17 protein-coding genes are annotated in these 17,259 nt (G+C 64.1%); 6 read left to right on the top strand and 11 right to left on the bottom strand.

The window, feature by feature from the left end:
- Positions 1 to 98: 98 nt before the first annotated feature.
- From lptB to ACO550_RS01240, 4 genes are read right to left on the bottom strand one after another with little or no spacing between them, the layout of a single operon-like run.
- Positions 99 to 899 carry an LPS export ABC transporter ATP-binding protein gene (gene lptB / locus ACO550_RS01255; RefSeq protein WP_315594248.1) on the bottom strand — a complete coding sequence of 267 codons (801 nt, stop codon included), beginning with the start codon at positions 897 to 899 and terminating at the stop codon, positions 99 to 101.
- Positions 900 to 924: 25 nt separating this feature from the next.
- Positions 925 to 1,569: a lipopolysaccharide transport periplasmic protein LptA gene (lptA, locus tag ACO550_RS01250; protein WP_315594249.1), complete on the bottom strand. Its 645-nt coding sequence runs from the start codon at positions 1,567 to 1,569 to the stop codon at positions 925 to 927.
- Between the two features lie 57 nt (positions 1,570 to 1,626).
- Positions 1,627 to 2,253: an LPS export ABC transporter periplasmic protein LptC gene (gene lptC / locus ACO550_RS01245; protein WP_315594250.1), complete on the bottom strand. Its 627-nt coding sequence runs from the start codon at positions 2,251 to 2,253 to the stop codon at positions 1,627 to 1,629.
- 3 nt (positions 2,254 to 2,256) lie between these two features.
- Positions 2,257 to 3,240 carry a KpsF/GutQ family sugar-phosphate isomerase gene (locus tag ACO550_RS01240; RefSeq protein ID WP_315594251.1) on the bottom strand — a complete coding sequence of 328 codons (984 nt, stop codon included), beginning with the start codon at positions 3,238 to 3,240 and terminating at the stop codon, positions 2,257 to 2,259.
- A gap of 159 nt (positions 3,241 to 3,399) precedes the next feature.
- On the opposite strand from ACO550_RS01240, the gene ACO550_RS01235 reads away from it, so the two are divergent.
- Positions 3,400 to 5,379 carry a monovalent cation:proton antiporter-2 (CPA2) family protein gene (locus tag ACO550_RS01235; RefSeq protein WP_315594252.1) on the top strand — a complete coding sequence of 660 codons (1,980 nt, stop codon included), beginning with the start codon at positions 3,400 to 3,402 and terminating at the stop codon, positions 5,377 to 5,379.
- Positions 5,380 to 5,396: 17 nt separating this feature from the next.
- Here the strand turns inward: ACO550_RS01235 and ACO550_RS01230 are convergent, their stop codons facing one another.
- A complete protein-coding gene (locus ACO550_RS01230; RefSeq protein WP_315594253.1) occupies positions 5,397 to 5,849 on the bottom strand; it encodes a ribbon-helix-helix domain-containing protein in 453 nt (150 codons plus the stop codon).
- 46 nt (positions 5,850 to 5,895) lie between these two features.
- Positions 5,896 to 6,474: a DJ-1/PfpI/YhbO family deglycase/protease gene (locus ACO550_RS01225; protein ID WP_315594254.1), complete on the bottom strand. Its 579-nt coding sequence runs from the start codon at positions 6,472 to 6,474 to the stop codon at positions 5,896 to 5,898.
- Between the two features lie 135 nt (positions 6,475 to 6,609).
- Between ACO550_RS01225 and ACO550_RS01220 the strand changes: the two genes are divergently transcribed.
- Together ACO550_RS01220 and ACO550_RS01215 are read left to right on the top strand one after the other, a co-directional pair.
- A complete protein-coding gene (locus ACO550_RS01220) occupies positions 6,610 to 7,182 on the top strand; it encodes an adenine phosphoribosyltransferase (protein ID WP_315594255.1) in 573 nt (190 codons plus the stop codon).
- A 134-nt stretch (positions 7,183 to 7,316) separates the two neighbouring features.
- A complete protein-coding gene (locus ACO550_RS01215; RefSeq protein ID WP_315594256.1) occupies positions 7,317 to 8,993 on the top strand; it encodes a Na/Pi symporter in 1,677 nt (558 codons plus the stop codon).
- Positions 8,994 to 9,153: 160 nt separating this feature from the next.
- On the opposite strand, the gene uvrA is transcribed toward ACO550_RS01215, so the two are convergent.
- Complete coding sequence (uvrA, locus tag ACO550_RS01210; RefSeq protein WP_315594257.1) at positions 9,154 to 12,018, bottom strand: excinuclease ABC subunit UvrA; 2,865 nt, start codon at positions 12,016 to 12,018, stop codon at positions 9,154 to 9,156.
- A gap of 370 nt (positions 12,019 to 12,388) precedes the next feature.
- Here uvrA and ACO550_RS01205 point away from each other — a divergent pair, with 370 nt between their 5' ends.
- Both ACO550_RS01205 and ACO550_RS01200 read left to right on the top strand, forming a co-directional pair.
- Positions 12,389 to 13,657, top strand: coding sequence for an MFS transporter (locus ACO550_RS01205; protein ID WP_315594258.1), 1,269 nt, complete (start codon positions 12,389 to 12,391; stop codon positions 13,655 to 13,657).
- 189 nt (positions 13,658 to 13,846) lie between these two features.
- A complete protein-coding gene (locus tag ACO550_RS01200) occupies positions 13,847 to 14,407 on the top strand; it encodes a single-stranded DNA-binding protein (RefSeq protein WP_315594259.1) in 561 nt (186 codons plus the stop codon).
- Positions 14,408 to 14,515: 108 nt separating this feature from the next.
- Here the strand turns inward: ACO550_RS01200 and ACO550_RS01195 are convergent, their stop codons facing one another.
- The 4 genes from ACO550_RS01195 to ACO550_RS01180 all read right to left on the bottom strand — a co-directional run bounded on the left by ACO550_RS01195 (position 14,516) and on the right by ACO550_RS01180 (position 16,629).
- Positions 14,516 to 14,728, bottom strand: coding sequence for a GDCCVxC domain-containing (seleno)protein (locus ACO550_RS01195; RefSeq protein WP_315594260.1), 213 nt, complete (start codon positions 14,726 to 14,728; stop codon positions 14,516 to 14,518).
- A gap of 13 nt (positions 14,729 to 14,741) precedes the next feature.
- On the bottom strand, positions 14,742 to 15,164 hold the full coding sequence (gene arsC / locus ACO550_RS01190) for an arsenate reductase (glutaredoxin) (RefSeq protein WP_315594261.1): 423 nt from the start codon (positions 15,162 to 15,164) through the stop codon (positions 14,742 to 14,744).
- A gap of 9 nt (positions 15,165 to 15,173) precedes the next feature.
- Complete coding sequence (gene arsB, locus ACO550_RS01185) at positions 15,174 to 16,238, bottom strand: ACR3 family arsenite efflux transporter (protein ID WP_315594262.1); 1,065 nt, start codon at positions 16,236 to 16,238, stop codon at positions 15,174 to 15,176.
- 61 nt (positions 16,239 to 16,299) lie between these two features.
- On the bottom strand, positions 16,300 to 16,629 hold the full coding sequence (locus ACO550_RS01180) for a metalloregulator ArsR/SmtB family transcription factor (RefSeq protein ID WP_315594263.1): 330 nt from the start codon (positions 16,627 to 16,629) through the stop codon (positions 16,300 to 16,302).
- Between the two features lie 69 nt (positions 16,630 to 16,698).
- On the opposite strand from ACO550_RS01180, the gene ACO550_RS01175 reads away from it, so the two are divergent.
- A complete protein-coding gene (locus tag ACO550_RS01175) occupies positions 16,699 to 17,256 on the top strand; it encodes a copper resistance protein (protein ID WP_315594264.1) in 558 nt (185 codons plus the stop codon).
- Positions 17,257 to 17,259 lie beyond the last annotated feature (3 nt).

The raw sequence follows: 17,259 nt of genomic DNA, 5'->3' as shown, positions 1-17,259 counted from the left end.
TATCGCAATCAGCTATCGCTGTGACGCCGTGATCGACAACGGCTAGTTGACGAATCGCACGGTTCGGCGCATGTCCCGTAGGACATCGCCATCAGGCGTTACATGCGGAAATTCTCGCCCAGGTAGACGCGTCGCACGGATTCGTTGGCGATGATTTCCTCGGGCTGGCCGGCAGCCAGCACGGTGCCTTCGCTGATGATGTAGGCGTGGTCGCAGATGCCCAGCGTCTCGCGCACGTTGTGGTCGGTGATCAGCACGCCGATATTGCGTGCCTTCAGGAAACTGACGATGCGCTGGATTTCACCCACCGCAATCGGGTCCACGCCGGCGAACGGTTCGTCCAGCAGGATAAAACGCGGCGACGAGGCCAGCGCGCGCGCAATTTCCACGCGGCGGCGCTCGCCTCCGGACAGCGACAGTGCCGGGTTGTTGCGCAAGTGGGCGATCTGCAGGTCGTCGAGCAGGGAGTCGAGCCGGCGATCGATCTCGGCCTTTGGCAACGACTTGCCTTTTTCCACCTGCAGTTCCAGCACCGCGCGGATGTTCTCTTCGACATTGAGCTTGCGGAATACCGAAGCTTCCTGCGGCAGGTACGACAGCCCCATGCGGGCGCGTTCATGAATGGCCAGCCCGCTGATGTGCTGGTCGTCGAGCACGATATCGCCTTCGTCGAGCGCCACCAGGCCCACGATCATGTAGAACGAGGTGGTCTTGCCGGCGCCGTTCGGACCCAGCAGGCCCACCACCTCGCCGCTCTTCACGTCGAGCGACACATCCTTGACCACCGTGCGGGTGCCGTAGCGCTTCTTCAGGTGTCGCACGACCAGCGTGCTGCTGTCGGCGCGGACGGCGGACGCGGGGGACGAGGCGGAGGCTGCGAGCGTGGCGGAATCGTTCATCGGGGACTGGCTGGGAGTAAGGCGTTCAGGGCTTGGCGGGCGTGGTGGATGGCTTGAGGTCCAGCGGCGCGCCTGCGGCGGCTGGTGCGCTGGCATCGGCGCGCGGCGACAGCACGGCGCGCACGCGGCCGGACGAGTTGCCCCCCGTGGTGTTGCTGTCGCCGCCGGTGGCCGTGTAGAACTCGTTGCGGCTGTCGTAGGTGATCAAGGCACCGCGGATCTCGTCGATGATCTTTGCACCGACGCCGGAGACGCGCGCCGCACGGGCGTGGCCAATCAGCTTGTTGATCTCGGACTTCCCGTCGTATTCGATACGGTCGCCCCAGCCGTCGATGTATTCATCCACGCCGTCGCGCTTCTGGCGGATATAGGCCTGGCGGCCCGGCTTGGCCGTGGCGATGGCGTACTGGTAGCCCTCGGGGTCGGTGCGCAGTTCGGCCGCATCGGACTTCAGCACCATCGTGCCCTTGGTCAGCACCACGTTGCCGGTGAGGTTATAGATCTGCTTGACGTCATCGTAGCTGGCGTTGTCGGCCTCCAGCACCAGCGGCTTGCCCTGGTCGGCGCGCTCGGCAAACGCCGGCGCGGCCAGCGTCAGGCCAAGGGCGGCGGCGGCCAGAAGGGCGGGCGCGATGCGGCGACAGGACAATGTCGTCAGGGATGCGGTCATGTTAGGCGAGTGGTGAGGTAAGGACTGCGGCCTGGGCGATGCTGCCTGCCCGGCGGATTATTGGGTCTTGGGCTGTCCCGGCGAGTTCATGATGATGGTGCCCCGCACGTTGCCCAGCAATTGTACTTCGCGGGTGACGTTGTTGAAGATCAGGCCATTGGCCGTCATCACCGACGGACCGCGCGTGAGTTGCACCGGCTTGTCGGTCTTGACGATGTCGTCGTTGACCAGAAGCTGGAAGTATTGCGACGCCGCGGTCATGCGCGGGTCCTTCGACACATCCGCTCCGGCCTGGCGCACGATGAACGCGTTGCCGTAGAGATCGATCACCGAGCCTTCGGCGTTCATCACACCCCGGTTGGCATTGGCCGTCACGGGCGGGCGGTCCGGCTCGTAGGCGCGCATCGCCGGCGTGGTCACGTCGTAGGTCTGGTCGTCTTCGTAATGGACCATCTTCACGCCAGTGAAACGCATCTTGGTGGAGCCATCCTCGGCCAGTTCGGTGGCCGAGAAACGCTCCATCCAGTAGTCTGGCTCGTGGCGCTTGGCGCTCGACTTCTCGGCATCCTCGCGCGGCGAGTTCAACTGCACCAGCCAGAACGTGCTGCCGGCGACGATCGCCATCAGCAGCAGCGGCAGCAGCCGCATGATCAGGCCGGTGAGTCTGGACAGGAAGTCGGGCATCGTTCAGATGACCTTGGCGCGGGTCAGGTCATGGATGTGCAACGCGCCCGCCAGGCGACCGTCGTCATCGACGACCAGCAACTGGTTGATACGGTTGGCTTCCATGATTTCAACGGCTTCCACGGCCAGATGGTCCTGGTGCACCGTACGCGGGTTGCGATGCATGACATCACCGATCGGTACCGTCTTCCAGTCGCGCGGCGTTTCCAGCAGGCGGCGCAGGTCGCCGTCGGTGAACACGCCCACGGCCTTGCCGTCGGGGTCCACCACGGCGGTCATGGCCATGCCCTTGCGCGTGATTTCCATCAGCGCCTGGGCCAGCGGCGTGTTTTCACGAACTTCCGGCACGGCATTGCCGGTGCGCATCACGTCGCGCACATGGGTCAGCAGCTTGCGGCCCAGTGCGCCACCCGGATGCGAGCGGGCAAAGTCTTCCTCGCCAAAACCGCGGGCGTCGAGCACGGCCACCGCCAGGGCATCGCCCAGCGCCAGTGCGGCCGTGGTGCTGGCCGTCGGGGCCAGGTTCAGCGGGCAGGCTTCCTGGGCCACGGCGCCATCGAGGTGCGCATCGGACAGCTTGGCCAGATTCGATTCCGGGTTGCCGGTGACCGAGATCAAGCCGGCGCCAATCCGTTTCACGATCGGGATGATCGAGAGCAATTCGGCCGTTTCGCCGGAATTCGAAAAGGCGACCAGCACGTCGTCGCGCGTGATCATGCCAAGGTCGCCGTGGCTGGCCTCGGCCGGGTGCACGAAGAACGAGGGCGTACCGGTGGACGCCAGCGTGGCAGCCACCTTGCGTCCGATATGGCCGGACTTGCCGATGCCGGACACGACCACGCGGCCGGTGCAGCCGAGAATCATCTCAACCGCCTTGGCAAATTCGGGCGTCAGGCGCCCGGCCAGCGCGGAAACGGCGTCGGCCTCGATCTGGAGGGTATGGCGGGCGAGCTCGAGTGCTCGATTCGCATCGAAATTGGCTATCATGGCGCTGGAGTATACCAACGAATGCGATGGCGCCTGGCCCGGCTACCCGCCTGTGGGCCGCGGCGACCGTCGCGCTTGCCGTCTTTTGCCGGCGGGGTGCAGATGCCGGCGTGGCGCGAGTGCCCGGCTGGTCCTTTCAAAGCTGCCAGACCTGCCCGAATGCATTCTCCGCTGGAACTGACCCTTGTGCTGCTGGCCGCCGCCGTTTTCGGCGTGGTGGCCTTCCGCATGCTGCAACTGCCGCCGATGCTGGGCTACCTGGCGGTGGGCATCCTGATCGGCCCGCACGCACTGGGCCTGGCCAGCGATTCCGGGCAGACCAAGTACCTGGCGGAATTCGGCGTGGTCTTCCTGATGTTCTCGATCGGGCTGGAATTCAGCCTGAGCAAGCTGCGCGCGATGAAGCGGCTGGTGTTCGGGCTCGGGGGCTCGCAGGTGGCGCTGTCGATGCTGGTCGTGATTCCGGCCAGCTGGCTCTTCAGCTGGATGTTTCCGTTGTCCTGGCAGGCATCGGTGGCGCTGGGCGGCGCGCTGGCCATGTCGTCCACGGCGATCGTCGTGAAGATGCTTTCCGAGCGCATGGAGCTCGAGAGCGAGCACGGCCGCAATATCATCAGCGTGTTGCTGTTCCAGGATCTGGCGGTGGTGCCGCTGCTGATCATCATCCCGGCCCTGTCGCGCGATCCCGGCGACCTGGCCTGGGCGCTGGGCCAGGCCACGGTCAAGATCGTGGTGGCCCTGGGTGCGATCTTTTTCCTGGGACAGCGCCTGATGAGCCGCTGGTTCCACATCGTGGCGGCGCGCCGGTCGCAGGAACTGTTCATGCTGAACCTGCTGTTGGTCACGCTGGGCATGGCCGCGCTGACCGAGCGGCTGGGCCTGTCGATGGCGCTGGGCGCGTTCATGGCCGGCATGCTGATCTCCGAGACGCCGTACCGCCATCAGGTGGAGGAGGACATCAAGCCATTCCGCGATGTGCTGCTGGGGCTGTTCTTCGTCACCATCGGCATGTTGCTGAATATCCGCGTGGTGCTCGACCATGTCTGGCTGGTGCTGGGCCTGCTGGTGATTCCCATCGTGTTCAAGCTCGTGCTGATCACGGGACTGGCGCGCCTGTTCGGCTCGCGGCAGGGGGTGGCCATCCGCACCGGCCTGGGCCTGGCGCAGGCCGGCGAATTCGGCTTCGTGCTGCTCAACCAGATCGACGGCATGGGTCTCGTGGATCCGGTACTGATCCAGGTGATCCTGGCGTCGATGCTGCTGTCGATGCTGGCCGCGCCGTTCCTGATCCAGTACAGCGATGCCGTCGTACTGCGTTTTGCGGCCAACGAATGGCTGATGCAATCGCTCAACATGACGCGAATTGCCGCGCAAAGCCTGCAGACCGAAAAACACGCCATCATCTGCGGCTACGGCCGCAGTGGGCAGAACCTGGCGCATATGCTGGAGCGCGAGGGCATCACCTATGTGGCGCTGGACCTCGACCCGGACCGTGTACGCGAGGCCGCCGCGGCTGGCGATACCGTGGTCTATGGCGATGCGGGCCGCCGCGAGTCGCTGATCGCCGCCGGTATCCATCGCGCGGCGCTGGTGGTGATTACCTATGCCAATACGCCGTCGGCCGTGAAGGTATTGCACCACGTGCAGGAACTGGCACCCGCCATGCCGGTGATCGTGCGGACCGTCGACGACTCGGAACTCGACACGCTGCAGAAGGCCGGCGCCACCGAGGTGGTGCCCGAGATCATCGAGGGCAGCCTGATGCTGGCTTCGCACGCGCTGGTGTTACTGGGCGTGCCGATGCGGCGCGTGGTACGTGGGGTGCAACAGGCGCGTGATGCGCGCTACAGCCTCCTGCGTGGCTATTTCCACGGCCGCGACGACGAGGAAGACATGGTCGAGCGCGACACCGTGCGGCTACATTCGGTGTCGCTGGGGCCCGAGCATACGGCCGTGGGGCGCCGCCTGGGCGCGCTGGGGCTCGAACGGATCGGGGTGGAGGTCACGGCGGTGCGCCGGCGCGGGATTCGCGCGTTCGATCCCCAGCCCGAAACCGTACTGGAGCCGGGCGACATCGTCGTACTGCGCGGCACCCCCGAAGCGCTCGAATCGGCGGAAGAGCGGCTGGTGCGCGAGTAGGGAACAGGGCCTGCAGGTCAAACTGCGACTTGTCGTTGCTTGAACCGCCGCGCCCTCTCCCCCGGCCCCTCTCCCGCGTGCGGGCGAGGGGAGCTTCCTTCGCCACCTTGGTCGACCCACGACGCGGGGAGGTCTGCCAATACGGCCCGCGCATCCAGCGAACGCAGCGGCACGCTGTGGTCCGCCGGGATCCGTCCTTCGTTCTGTAGCAGCAGGTATCGCATGCAGCACACGCGCAGAAATGACGAGAAATTGGCCGAGAGCGAGGCCTCGCCGCGATGCTCGGCCAGTTCGTCGTGAAGCCGCGTCAGCAACTGGTTGACGGTCATGCCGTCGCGCTGGGCCAGTTCCTCGAGTACTTCCCAGAACAAGGATTCCAGCCGGATGCTGGTCGCCACGCCATGTAGACGCAGCGACCGCGACTGGGTCTGGTACGAGTCCGGATTGGCCCGGATGAAGATCTCACACATGGAAACTCCCGTGCGCCGCGGCCGGGCTGGCCGCGTTCGGAAGCCTCTACTCTACGATCCGGGTTCCCAGCACGGCAAGAAACTGTGCCAGCCATGCGGGATGTGCCGGCCAGGCCGGGGCCGTTACCAGATTGCCATCGGTGTGGGCCTGGTCCACCGGAATATCGGCGTACTTGCCCCCGGCCAGCCGGACTTCCGGGGCGCAGGCCGGATAGGCTGAACAGGTCTTTCCTTCCAGCACATCGGCCGCGGCCAGCAGTTGCGCGCCATGGCACACGGCGGCGATGGGTTTGTTGGCCTGGGCGAAATGGCGCACGATTTCGAGCACGCGCTCGTTCAGACGCAGATATTCGGGCGCGCGGCCACCGGGGATGACCAGTGCGTCATAGGTTGCCGGGTCCACGTCGGCGAAGGTCGCGTTGAGCGTGAAATTGTGGCCGCGCTTCTCGGTATAGGTCTGGTCGCCCTCGAAATCGTGGATGGCCGTGGCGCACGCGTCGCCGGCCTTCTTGTCGGGGCAGACCGCGTGCACGGTGTGGCCCACCATCTGCAGTGCCTGGAACGGCACCATGGTCTCGTAGTCTTCGGCGAAGTCGCCTACCAGCATCAGAATCTTCTTTGCCATAGCTGTCTCCTGTATGGTTACGGGTTGCGAACGTCCAAGCTGCCGGGCCATTGTGCGGCGGCAGCGCGCGGCGTGGGTGGTAGCCCGTTACCGCATGGCGCAAGATTCGCCCGACCCAATTTCAAATAGATTCCCATGGCAGATTCCATCATCCAGTCCCCCGATCTCGGCGATGTCACCGGTTACCTGCGAGACCGCATCCGCACCGTGCCGGACTGGCCGCAGCCCGGCGTCCAGTTCCGCGACATCACGCCGCTGCTGCAAAACCCCAAGACCCTGCGCGTGCTGATCGACGTCTTCGTGCATCGCTACATGGACCAGCAACTGGACCTCGTGGCCGGCATCGATGCGCGCGGCTTTATCCTTGGCGCGATCATCGCGTATGAGCTGAACCTTGGCTTCGTGCCGATCCGCAAGAAGGGCAAGCTGCCGTTCCAGACCGTGGCCGAGGAATACGAACTCGAATATGGCAGCGCCACCGTGGAAATCCATGCCGACGCCTGCAAGACTGGCGACCGCGTGCTGCTGATCGACGACCTGATCGCCACGGGCGGCACGATGATGGCCGGCCGCAAGCTGCTCGAGCGCCTGGGTGCCACCGTGGTGGAAGGCGCGGCAATCGTCGACCTGCCCGAGCTGGGCGGCTCGAAGCTGCTGCATGCCAGCGGGCTGCCGTTGTTCACCGTCTGCAATTTCGGCGGTCACTGATCGCGTCAGCGCGCGCCCGATTGCCCCGTGTAATAGCGGGGCGCATAATGCCCCCTTGATAACAACTCGATGACCGGGCGGTTCGCCTCTGCACCTGCCCTGCCGGCACCGGTCACAAAAAAAAGGGACGCACAATGGGCGTACTGCTACATCTTCTTTCCGGCGTGGCGCTCCTGGTATGGGGCACCAATATCGTCAAGGTCGGCATCCTGCGCGTGTACGGCGCCAATCTGCGCCACGTGCTCTCCGTCAGCGTGTCCAACCGCTTCACCGCGTTTGCCGCGGGCCTTGGCGTGACCGGGCTCGTGCAGAGCAGCAATGCCACCGCCGTCATCGTCAGCTCGTTCGTCGGACAGGGCCTGATCGCCGTGGCCCCGGCGCTGGCCATCATGCTGGGCGCCAATGTGGGCACGGCCGTGATGGTGCAGGTGTTCTCGCTCGACCTGTCGTGGCTGTCGCCGTTGCTGATCTTCGTGGGCGTGATCTTTCACCTGACCTGGAAGGGCAACAAGGCCGGCCATGTGGGCCGTGTGCTGATCGGCCTGGGCCTGATCACGCTGGCGCTGGAACTGATCTCGATTGCCACGCGTCCCGTGGTGCAGGCCGCCGGCGTCAAGGTGCTGTTCGGCACGCTGACTGGCGACGCGGCGCTGGACATGCTGATCGGCGCGTTCCTGACCATCCTCTGCTATTCGAGCCTGGCGGTGGTGCTCTTCTGCGGCGCGCTGGCGTCGGCCGGCGTGGTGTCGATCCACGTGGCGCTGGCACTGGTGCTGGGCGCCAACCTGGGCTCGGGCATCTCGGCGCTGCTGACCACCTCGGGCAACAACCAGCCCGGCAAGCGCGTGACACTGGGCAACCTGCTTTCGCGCTTGCTCGGTTGCGTGATCGCGCTGCCGTTGCTGACCCAGGCCGAGGAACTGCTGGCCCATCTCGACGCCGATCCGCAACGGCTGATCGTCAACTTCCACCTGCTGTTCAACGTGGCGCTGGCCGTGCTGCTACTGGGCGCCACGGCGCCGCTGGCGCGCCTGTGCGAGGCGATCCTGCCCGGCCGCAATACCGGCGACAGCCAGGTCACGCCACGCCACCTGGACCCGGCCGCGTTGCCCACGCCCACGCTGGCGCTGTCCAATGCCGCACGCGAAGTGCTGCGGATTGGCGATCGCGTCGAGCAGATGCTCGACAACATGCTGCGTGTGCTGCGTACCAACGATGTGAAACTGGCCAATGCCACATGTCGCATCGACAACGAGGTGGACGATCTCTATACGGCGATCAAGCTCTACCTGACTCAGATCAGCACCGAGGCGCTCGACGAGAACGACGGCCAGCGCTGGACCGAAATCATCTCGCTGACAATCAACCTCGAACATGCGGGCGATCTGATCGAACGCGTGATCGTCGACGCCAAGGAAAAGAAGATCGCGCACAACCTGCAGTTCTCCGAAGCCGGCATGCAGGAGATTGCGGAAATGCACGCGCGCGTGGTGAGCAACCTGCGGCTCGGCCTGTCGGTGTTCCTGACCGGCGACCTGCGCAGCGCACAGCAGTTGATGGCAGAGAAGGCCAATTTCCGCGACCTGGAACGCAAGTACGCGCGCTCGCACCTGCAGCGCGTGGCCATCCAGACGACTGAGTCGATCGAAACGAGTTCACTGCACCTGGATATCATCAGCGAGCTGAAACGGCTGAATTCGCTGTTCTGCGCCACCGCGTATCCGGTGCTGGAGCGGGCCGGGATGATGAACCGCAGCCGTATGAAAGACGATTCCGCGGAGAAGGTCGGGGACGTAGCGGAAGCTCGGTAAGCGCGTCGTCCACCAACGGTTTTCTCCCCTCTCCCGCGCTGCGGGAGAGGGGCGGGGGAGAGGGCAAGCGGTTCAAGCCAAGACAAGTCGCAATTTGAACCTCAACGCCCTCTCCCCCAACCCCTCTCCCGCGATTGCGGGAGAGGGGAGCAACCATAGCCTAGGCCCGCTTCAACAGCGGTGCCAGGTATTTCCCCGTAAAGCTGGCCTTGCTGGCCGCCACCGTTTCCGGCGTGCCCTTGGCAATCACCAGTCCGCCGCCGGCACCGCCTTCCGGTCCCATGTCGATCAGCCAGTCGGCCGTCTTGATGACATCGAGGTTGTGTTCGATGATCACCACCGTGTTGCCATGGTCACGCAGCTTCTGGATGACCTTGAGCAGCAGTTCGATATCGTGGAAGTGCAGGCCCGTGGTCGGTTCGTCGAGGATGTAGAGTGTGCGGCCCGTATCGCGCTTGGACAGTTCCAGCGACAGCTTCACGCGCTGCGCTTCGCCGCCCGATAGCGTGGTGGCCGACTGCCCCAGGCGGATATAGCCAAGACCCACGTCGAGCAGCGTCTGCAGCTTGCGGCGCACCACCGGCACCGCGCTGAAGAATTCGTGCGCCTGCTCCACGGTAAGGTCCAGCACCTCGGAGATGTTCTTGCCCTTGTAGAGGACTTCGAGCGTCTCGCGGTTGTAGCGCTGGCCATGGCAGACATCGCACGGCACATACACGTCGGGCAGGAAGTGCATCTCCACCTTGATCACGCCATCGCCCTGGCATGATTCGCAGCGCCCGCCCTTCACATTGAACGAGAAACGGCCCGGATCGTAGCCACGTTCCTTGGCCGAAGGCACCCCGGCGAACAGTTCGCGGATCGGCGTGAACAGCCCGGTATAGGTGGCCGGATTCGAGCGCGGCGTGCGGCCGATCGGGCTCTGGTCGACGTTGATGACCTTGTCGAAATGTTCCAGTCCCTCGATATGGTCGTGCGCCGCCGGCTCCGCCGTGGAACCATACAGGTGCCGCGCCACCGCGTTGTAGAGCGTGTCGTTGATCAGCGTGGACTTGCCCGATCCCGATACCCCGGTGATGCACGTCAGCAGGCCCACCGGAATTTCCGCCGAGACATTGCGCAGGTTGTTGCCGGTGGCGTTGACAATGCGCAGCAGCCGCTCCTCATCGGGCGCGGCGCGTTCCTTCGGCACCTCGATGCTGCGCTGCCCCGACAGGTACTGGCCGGTCAGCGAGGCTGGCGAGTCCTCGATCTGTTGCGGCGTGCCCTCGGCCACGATCATGCCGCCATGCACACCCGCGCCAGGGCCGATATCGACCACGTAGTCGCACGCGCGGATCATGTCTTCGTCATGCTCGACCACCAGGACCGAGTTGCCGATGTCGCGCAGATGCTTGAGCGTGCCGATCAGGCGGTCATTGTCGCGCTGGTGCAGGCCGATCGACGGTTCGTCGAGCACATACATCACGCCTGTCAGCCCCGAGCCAATCTGCGAGGCCAGGCGGATGCGCTGCGCCTCGCCCCCCGACAGCGTGTCGGCGCTGCGTTCGAGCGACAGGTAGTCGAGCCCCACGTTGTTCAGGAAGTTCAGCCGTGCCGAGATTTCCTTGATGATCTTGTCGGCAATCTCGCGCTTGGCGCCATGCAGGTTCAGCGTCAGGAACCACGTCAGCGCGTCGCGCAGCGGCAAGCCGTTGATCTCGTAGATCGCGCGTGCCTGCTCGTCCTCGCCAATCTTTACATGGCGTGCCTCGGTACGCAGGCGCGTGCCATGGCAAACCGGGCAGGCCTGGTTGTTCTGGTACTTGGCCAGTTCCTCGCGCACGGCCACCGAATCGGTCTCGCGATAGCGGCGTTCCAGGTTCGGGATGATCCCTTCGAACGCATGCGCGCGCACCGTGGTGCGGCCACGCTCGTTGATATAGGTGAAGGGAATCTCGACTTCACCGGAGCCGTGCAGCACCACCTGCTGCACTTCGGCAGGCAAGTCCTCGAACGCGGTATCGGTATCGAATTCGTAGAACGCCGCCAGGCTCTGCAGCATCTGGAAATAGAACTGGTTGCGGCGGTCCCAGCCCTTGATGGCACCCGACGCCAGCGACAGGTTGGGAAAAGCCACCACGCGCTTCGGATCGAAGAACGTGATCTGGCCCAGCCCGTCGCAACTCGGGCAGGCGCCCATCGGATTGTTGAACGAGAACAGGCGCGGTTCCAGTTCCTGCAGCGAATACGAGCAGATCGGGCAGGCAAAGCGCGAACTGAACATATGCTGGTGGCCGGTATCCATTTCCAGCGCCAGTGCACGGCCATCGGCCAGGCGCAGCGCGGTCTCGAACGATTCGGCCAGGCGCTGCTTGATGTCGGCGCGCACCTTGACGCGGTCCACCACCACTTCGATCGTGTGCTTCTCGGTCTTCTTGAGCTTCGGCAGCGCGTCGACTTCGTAGACCTTGGCCTCGGCTTCATGTGCGGTACCACCGCCCGAGCGGATGCGGAAGCGCACGAAACCCTGCGCCTGCATCGAATCGAACAGGTCGGAATGCTCGCCCTTGCGGTCGGCTACCACCGGCGCCAGGATCATCAGCTTGGTGTCTTCCGGCAGCGCCAGGGCGGCGTCCACCATCTGCGCCACGCTCTGCGCCTGCAACGCGATATGGTGGTCGGGGCAGTAGGGCGTGCCGGCGCGGGCATAGAGCAGGCGCAGGTAGTCGTGGATCTCGGTGACCGTGCCCACGGTGGAACGCGGGTTATGGCTGGTGGCCTTCTGCTCGATCGAGATCGCGGGAGACAGCCCTTCGATCAGGTCGACATCGGGCTTTTCCATCAACTGCAGGAACTGGCGGGCGTAGGCGGACAGCGACTCCACATAGCGGCGCTGGCCCTCGGCGTAAAGCGTGTCGAACGCCAGCGACGACTTGCCGGAACCGGACAGGCCCGTGATCACCACAAGCTTGTTGCGCGGCAGGTCGAGGTTGATGTTCTTCAGGTTGTGGGTACGCGCCCCACGGATCTTGATTTCTTCCATATCCCGTTCGTTCGCCCGGTGGCCGCAGCCTGCCATATGCAGGCCGGTCTCACGGAAACGCCAAAATGCCTTTTGCAGTGCCTTTCACGGCACCTTGCCGCAGTGCCCTGAAACAGTTCGCGGTACCCAAGGTGACTGGGGAAGCGCGAGAAGCAAACCTGCTAATATACCGAACTTCGGTTTCCGGGGTTCGCCCGGCGCCAGACGCGCCTGGAGACAGCACGGTATCGACAGCGTCGCGGACATCACAGCAACCGCCTGTCGGATCGATGTCTGCCATGTCGGACATTGCAGATTCCGGGCAACTTCCGCACGTCAAGGCGATCGAAGCAGCGACGCCAACCGAGCCAGAATTCCACCTACGACCGCAATGCCGTCGATCCCGCCTTCCTCACAACCCGCAATGCTTGCCGACGAACCCGCCCGAGCGGAAACCTCGCGCGACCGCATGACCCGAAGCGAGTTGCGTGCCAGTCTCTCGCTGGCCAGCATCTTTGCCCTGCGCATGCTGGGCCTGTTCCTGATCCTTCCCGTGTTTGCCGAGTTCGCGCGTACGTTGCCGGACGGGCATGATGCCCAGCGCGTGGGCATTGCCATGGGTATCTATGGGCTGATGCAGGCATTCCTGCATATTCCGCTGGGCTGGCTGTCCGATCGCATCGGCCGCAAGCCGGTGATGGTGGCCGGCCTGTTGCTGTTCGTGGCCGGTGCGCTGGTTGCCGCGTTCGCCGACACGCTGACCGGCATTACCGTGGGCCGCGCACTGCAGGGCATGGGCGCCATTTCGGCGGCCATCACCGCTTGCATTGCCGACCTGACACGCGAACGCCATCGCACCAAGGCCATGGCGATGGTGGGTGGCAGCATCGGCCTGACCTTCGCGCTTTCGCTGGTGATTGCCTCGCCGCTGCTGCACAGCATCGGCATGTCCGGCATTTTTGGCCTGATGGGCGTGCTGGGCGTGGTGGCAATCGGCGTCACGCTGTTCCTGGTACCGACGCCGCCCGCGCCGCATCCGGTGCAACTGCCGTTCCGCACGGTGCTGCTCAATGCCGACCTGATCCGCCTGAACGTTGGCGTGCTGGCGTTGCATGCCAGCCAGGTGGCGATGTTCATGGTGGTGCCGGCAATGCTGAGCGATGCCGGCATGCCGCTTGACCAGCACTGGAAGGTCTATCTGCCGGTCGTGCTCGTGTCGTTCCTGCTGATGCTGGCGCCGATGATGGCCGCCGAGCGCTATGGCAAGGTCCGCCCGGTGTTGCTGGCATCGGTGGCGCTGATGACCGCCGTGCAGTTGCTGTTTGCCACGGTACATGGCCTGTGGCCGATCGTCGGCGTGCTGTTGCTGTTCTTCGTCGCCTTCAACGTGCTCGAAGCCATGCAGCCCTCGCTGGTGTCGCGCTACGCGGCCGCCAGCCGTGGCGCGGCGCTTGGCATCTACAACACCACACAGGCTCTCGGACTGTTCCTGGGCGGCGTGGCGGGCGGCTGGCTGCTCAAGCATGAAGGGCGCCCCGCGGTGTTCGTCGGCTGCGCGGCCGTGCTGTTGGTCTGGCTTATAATCGCCTGGAGCATGAAGGCGCCTCCGGCCCGCGCAGGCAGCGACAAGAACGGCGGCACTTCGGCAGTGGCGGCTTAGACACACTTTTTCACCTATCCGCAACAACCCGACACGCTTTTTCCCGATATCGGCGGTAGCATTCGACACGCGCCCACGGAGTTTCCGAACGGCGCGTGATGTCGTTTACGGTCACCGGTTTTTTTTCGCGATTACTCGCACTACGTTTAACGCCGCGCTGAAAGGGCGCGGTCCTTGGAGAACTTCTATATGGCATCGGTCAACAAAGTCATTCTCGTCGGCAACCTGGGCGCCGACCCGGAAACCCGCTACATGCCCAGCGGCGATGCCGTGACCAATATCCGGCTCGCAACGACCGACCGCTACAAGGACAAGCAGAGCAACGAGTTCAAGGAAGCCACCGAGTGGCACCGGATCGCGTTCTTTGGCAAGCTGGCCGAAATCGCCGGTCAATACCTGCGCAAGGGCTCGTCGGTCTATATCGAAGGCCGCATCCGCACGCGCAAGTGGCAGGACCAGTCGGGCCAGGACAAGTACAGCACGGAAATCGTGGCTGACCAGATGCAGATGCTGGGCGGCCGTGGCCAGGGCGGTGGCGGCGATGAAGGCGGCTACGGCGGTGGTGCAGGTGCCGGCGGCGGCGGTGGTGGCTACAGCCGTGAATCGCAAGGCGGCGGCGGTGGCGGCTACGGTGGTGGCCGTGGTCAGGGCGGTGGCGGCCAGCAAGGTGGCCAGCAGGGCGGCCAGCGCCGTCAGCAGCAGGCACCGTCGAACGGGTTCGAAGACATGGATGACGATATCCCGTTCTGACCGGTCTAACCGTTCCGAGATTGCGTAGGCAATCCTTGTAAAGAAAAACCCCGCCAAACCAGCGGGGTTTTTCTTTTTGATCGTTGCCTTATGGGCAGTGAGAAGCTTTCAGCGACAACACGATTGCCGTTGCTGTATCGGCGGGCACGGCACCGAACCGAACGAACAGAACACGCAGCAGTCGCCCGGCTTTGGGCGCAGTAGCGTCTTGCAGTTCTGGCATTCGTAGTAGAACTGACATGCGTCAGTGGGCATGGATTCTTCTTTGGCGAAGCCGCAGTGCGGGCAGGTCAGTACAGATTCGAGTTTGATAGCGGCCATCGTAACTCCACTGTCATTTGGTTCTCCGCCCTTGCTCGTCGATCACCGCCTCGCCGTCTTCCTTGACGAACGCGCGTTGCTGCGGCGCCGGCAGGACTTCCAGCACGACTTCCGATGGCCTGCACAATCGCACGCCAAGTTCCGTGACGACGAAGGGCCGATTGATAAGGATCGGTTGGGCCAGCATCGCGTCAAGCAACTGGTCATCGGTCAGCGCCGGATCGCCGAGGCCGATCTCGGCATAGGGCGTGCCCTTCTCGCGAATCGCTTCGCGCACGGTGAGACCGGAAGCACGGATCATTGCCTGCAAGGTCTGCCGGTCAGGCGGCGTGCTCAGGTACTCGATGATGGTCGGCTCGATGCCCGCATTGCGAATCATGGCCAGCGTATTGCGTGACGTGCCACAGGCCGGGTTGTGATAGATCGTGACGGACATTGTGATTCCTTAACGCGATTCGTACCAGCGCTGCGAGCGGTTGACCACGCCAACAACGAGGAGCATCACGGGTACTTCTATCAATACGCCCACTACGGTGGCCAGCGCCGCGCCGGATTGAAAGCCAAACAGGCTGATGGCGGTAGCGACGGCCAGCTCGAAGAAGTTACTTGCGCCGATCAACGCCGACGGTCCCGCCACGCAGTGGGCCACGCCGAGCTTGCGATTGAGCAGGTAGGCCAGGCCGGAGTTCACCAGTACCTGGATCAGGATCGGCACGGCCAGCATCAGGATGATCAGCGGCTGCTCCACGATGGCATTGCCCTGGAAGCCGAACAGCAGTACCAGCGTCGCGAGCAGTGCGGTGATCGAGTAGGGGCCGAGGGTGCCGACCACGCGCTTGTATGTGGCCTCGCCACGCGCCAGCAATGCCTTGCGGATAACCTGCGCGACCAGCACGGGCACGACAATGTAGAGCGCGACCGAGGTGATGAGCGTGTCCCACGGCACGGTGATCGATGACAGGCCCAGCAGCAGCGCGACGACGGGCGCGAAGGCCACCACCATGATCGCGTCGTTGAGCGCCACCTGCGACAAGGTGAAATACGGATCGCCCTTGCAGAGTTGCGACCAGACGAACACCATCGCCGTGCAGGGTGCCGCGGCCAGCAGGATCAGGCCGGCGATGTAGCTGTCGAGCTGATCTGCCGGTAGCAATCCCGCGAACAGGTGGCGTACGAAGATCCAGCCCAGCAATGCCATCGAGAACGGCTTGACGAGCCAGTTCACGAACAGGGTCACGCCGATGCCGCGCCAGTGGCCGGCCACCTGGCCCATCGCGCCGAAATCGATCTTGATCAGCATCGGAATGATCATGATCCAGATCAGCATGCCGACCGGCAGGTTCACCTGGGCGACTTCCATGGCGCCGATGGCCTGGAAGACCAATGGCAGCCATTGGCCGAGCAGGATGCCGGCGACGATGCAAAGCGCGACCCAGACGGTCAGGTAGCGTTCGAAGAAGCCAATTGCGCTGGGTGTTGCTGCCGCGGCAGTCGGTTGCGCCGTGTTCATATTGCGGAGGTGCTGGCCGTCGGATCGGGCACGCTGACAAGGGCGTGGAATCGCTTCATGATCACGCCTTCGAGGCAACCGAGCAGGAAGACACCGGCGAACAGGGATTGCCGCCGCAGCAGTTCTCCGTGAGATAGCCCAGCAACTCATTCATGGTCTCGAAGCGAGCCATGTAGATGATCGAGCGGCCCTCCTGGCGGCTTGCCAGCAGGCCGGCGCGATGTAGTTCCTTGAGGTGGAACGACAGCGAAGACGCTGGCATCTCCATCAGTTCGGCAATGCGGCCTGCGGGCAGGCCTTCGGGCCCAGCCTGTACAAGCAGACGGAAGACGGCCAGGCGAATGGCGTGGGCAAGCGCGGCAAGCGCTTCGAGGGCGTTATCGGTTTCCATGATTCGAATGTAGTCGAAATATGGAAGTAGTGCAATTCCCTTTTTAGCCTTGACCTTGCCGCTATGGGAATGTTTACGCTCACGACAATCCCATCGACAGTTAGGCTGGGCGGTCGTATCGGCCGCCGGGTGCGTCTGTTGGTCGCCTTTGAAAAAGATATCGAAAGCGCTATTCTCACCGCTGTCCCGACACCTTCGTCCATCGTGCGCTATCTGGTTCGCCGGCATTCCTGGATTGCCGGATTCCTTCTGCTGGTGTTTCTGTCCGTTCAACTGGCAGCGGCCGCCTACGCCTGCTCGGCAGGCATGCGCACGGACACGCCACGGCAGGAAGTCATGGGCGCGATGGAGGACATGGCATCCTGCGCCGAGATGGCCGGGATGATTGACGAGGACGCCGGGCACTTCAACGGTGAGAAGGCGTTCTGCATGGGCCATTGTCAGGCCGACACCAAGCACGCCGATCAACCCGCGCCGCAGGTTTTCGCGTTTATCCCGGTCCTCGTTGGCGTGATTGTCGAACCGCCCGCGCTGGTGCCCGCCCCGTTTTTCATGCAGCGCGCCAACGCGCAGCCGCGCGCGCCGCCACCGCCGCACGCCATCCTTCACTGCTGTTTGCGCACGTAGCCT

This window comes from Cupriavidus sp., from assembly GCF_057315035.1.
This window is presented reverse-complemented; position numbering and strand designations above follow the sequence as displayed.

What these genes read in the sequence shown, in the direction of transcription:
- lptB (WP_315594248.1), bottom strand. Translation starts at nt 899, where the DNA reads ATGAACGATTCCGCCACGCTCGCAGCCTCCGCCTCGTCCCCCGCGTCC.
- lptA (WP_315594249.1), bottom strand. Translation starts at nt 1,569, where the DNA reads ATGACCGCATCCCTGACGACATTGTCCTGTCGCCGCATCGCGCCCGCC.
- lptC (WP_315594250.1), bottom strand. Translation starts at nt 2,253, where the DNA reads ATGCCCGACTTCCTGTCCAGACTCACCGGCCTGATCATGCGGCTGCTG.
- ACO550_RS01240 (WP_315594251.1), bottom strand. Translation starts at nt 3,240, where the DNA reads ATGATAGCCAATTTCGATGCGAATCGAGCACTCGAGCTCGCCCGCCAT.
- ACO550_RS01235 (WP_315594252.1), top strand. Translation starts at nt 3,400, where the DNA reads ATGCATTCTCCGCTGGAACTGACCCTTGTGCTGCTGGCCGCCGCCGTT.
- ACO550_RS01230 (WP_315594253.1), bottom strand. Translation starts at nt 5,849, where the DNA reads ATGTGTGAGATCTTCATCCGGGCCAATCCGGACTCGTACCAGACCCAG.
- ACO550_RS01225 (WP_315594254.1), bottom strand. Translation starts at nt 6,474, where the DNA reads ATGGCAAAGAAGATTCTGATGCTGGTAGGCGACTTCGCCGAAGACTAC.
- ACO550_RS01220 (WP_315594255.1), top strand. Translation starts at nt 6,610, where the DNA reads ATGGCAGATTCCATCATCCAGTCCCCCGATCTCGGCGATGTCACCGGT.
- ACO550_RS01215 (WP_315594256.1), top strand. Translation starts at nt 7,317, where the DNA reads ATGGGCGTACTGCTACATCTTCTTTCCGGCGTGGCGCTCCTGGTATGG.
- uvrA (WP_315594257.1), bottom strand. Translation starts at nt 12,018, where the DNA reads ATGGAAGAAATCAAGATCCGTGGGGCGCGTACCCACAACCTGAAGAAC.
- ACO550_RS01205 (WP_315594258.1), top strand. Translation starts at nt 12,389, where the DNA reads ATGCCGTCGATCCCGCCTTCCTCACAACCCGCAATGCTTGCCGACGAA.
- ACO550_RS01200 (WP_315594259.1), top strand. Translation starts at nt 13,847, where the DNA reads ATGGCATCGGTCAACAAAGTCATTCTCGTCGGCAACCTGGGCGCCGAC.
- ACO550_RS01195 (WP_315594260.1), bottom strand. Translation starts at nt 14,728, where the DNA reads ATGGCCGCTATCAAACTCGAATCTGTACTGACCTGCCCGCACTGCGGC.
- arsC (WP_315594261.1), bottom strand. Translation starts at nt 15,164, where the DNA reads ATGTCCGTCACGATCTATCACAACCCGGCCTGTGGCACGTCACGCAAT.
- arsB (WP_315594262.1), bottom strand. Translation starts at nt 16,238, where the DNA reads ATGAACACGGCGCAACCGACTGCCGCGGCAGCAACACCCAGCGCAATT.
- ACO550_RS01180 (WP_315594263.1), bottom strand. Translation starts at nt 16,629, where the DNA reads ATGGAAACCGATAACGCCCTCGAAGCGCTTGCCGCGCTTGCCCACGCC.
- ACO550_RS01175 (WP_315594264.1), top strand. Translation starts at nt 16,699, where the DNA reads ATGTTTACGCTCACGACAATCCCATCGACAGTTAGGCTGGGCGGTCGT.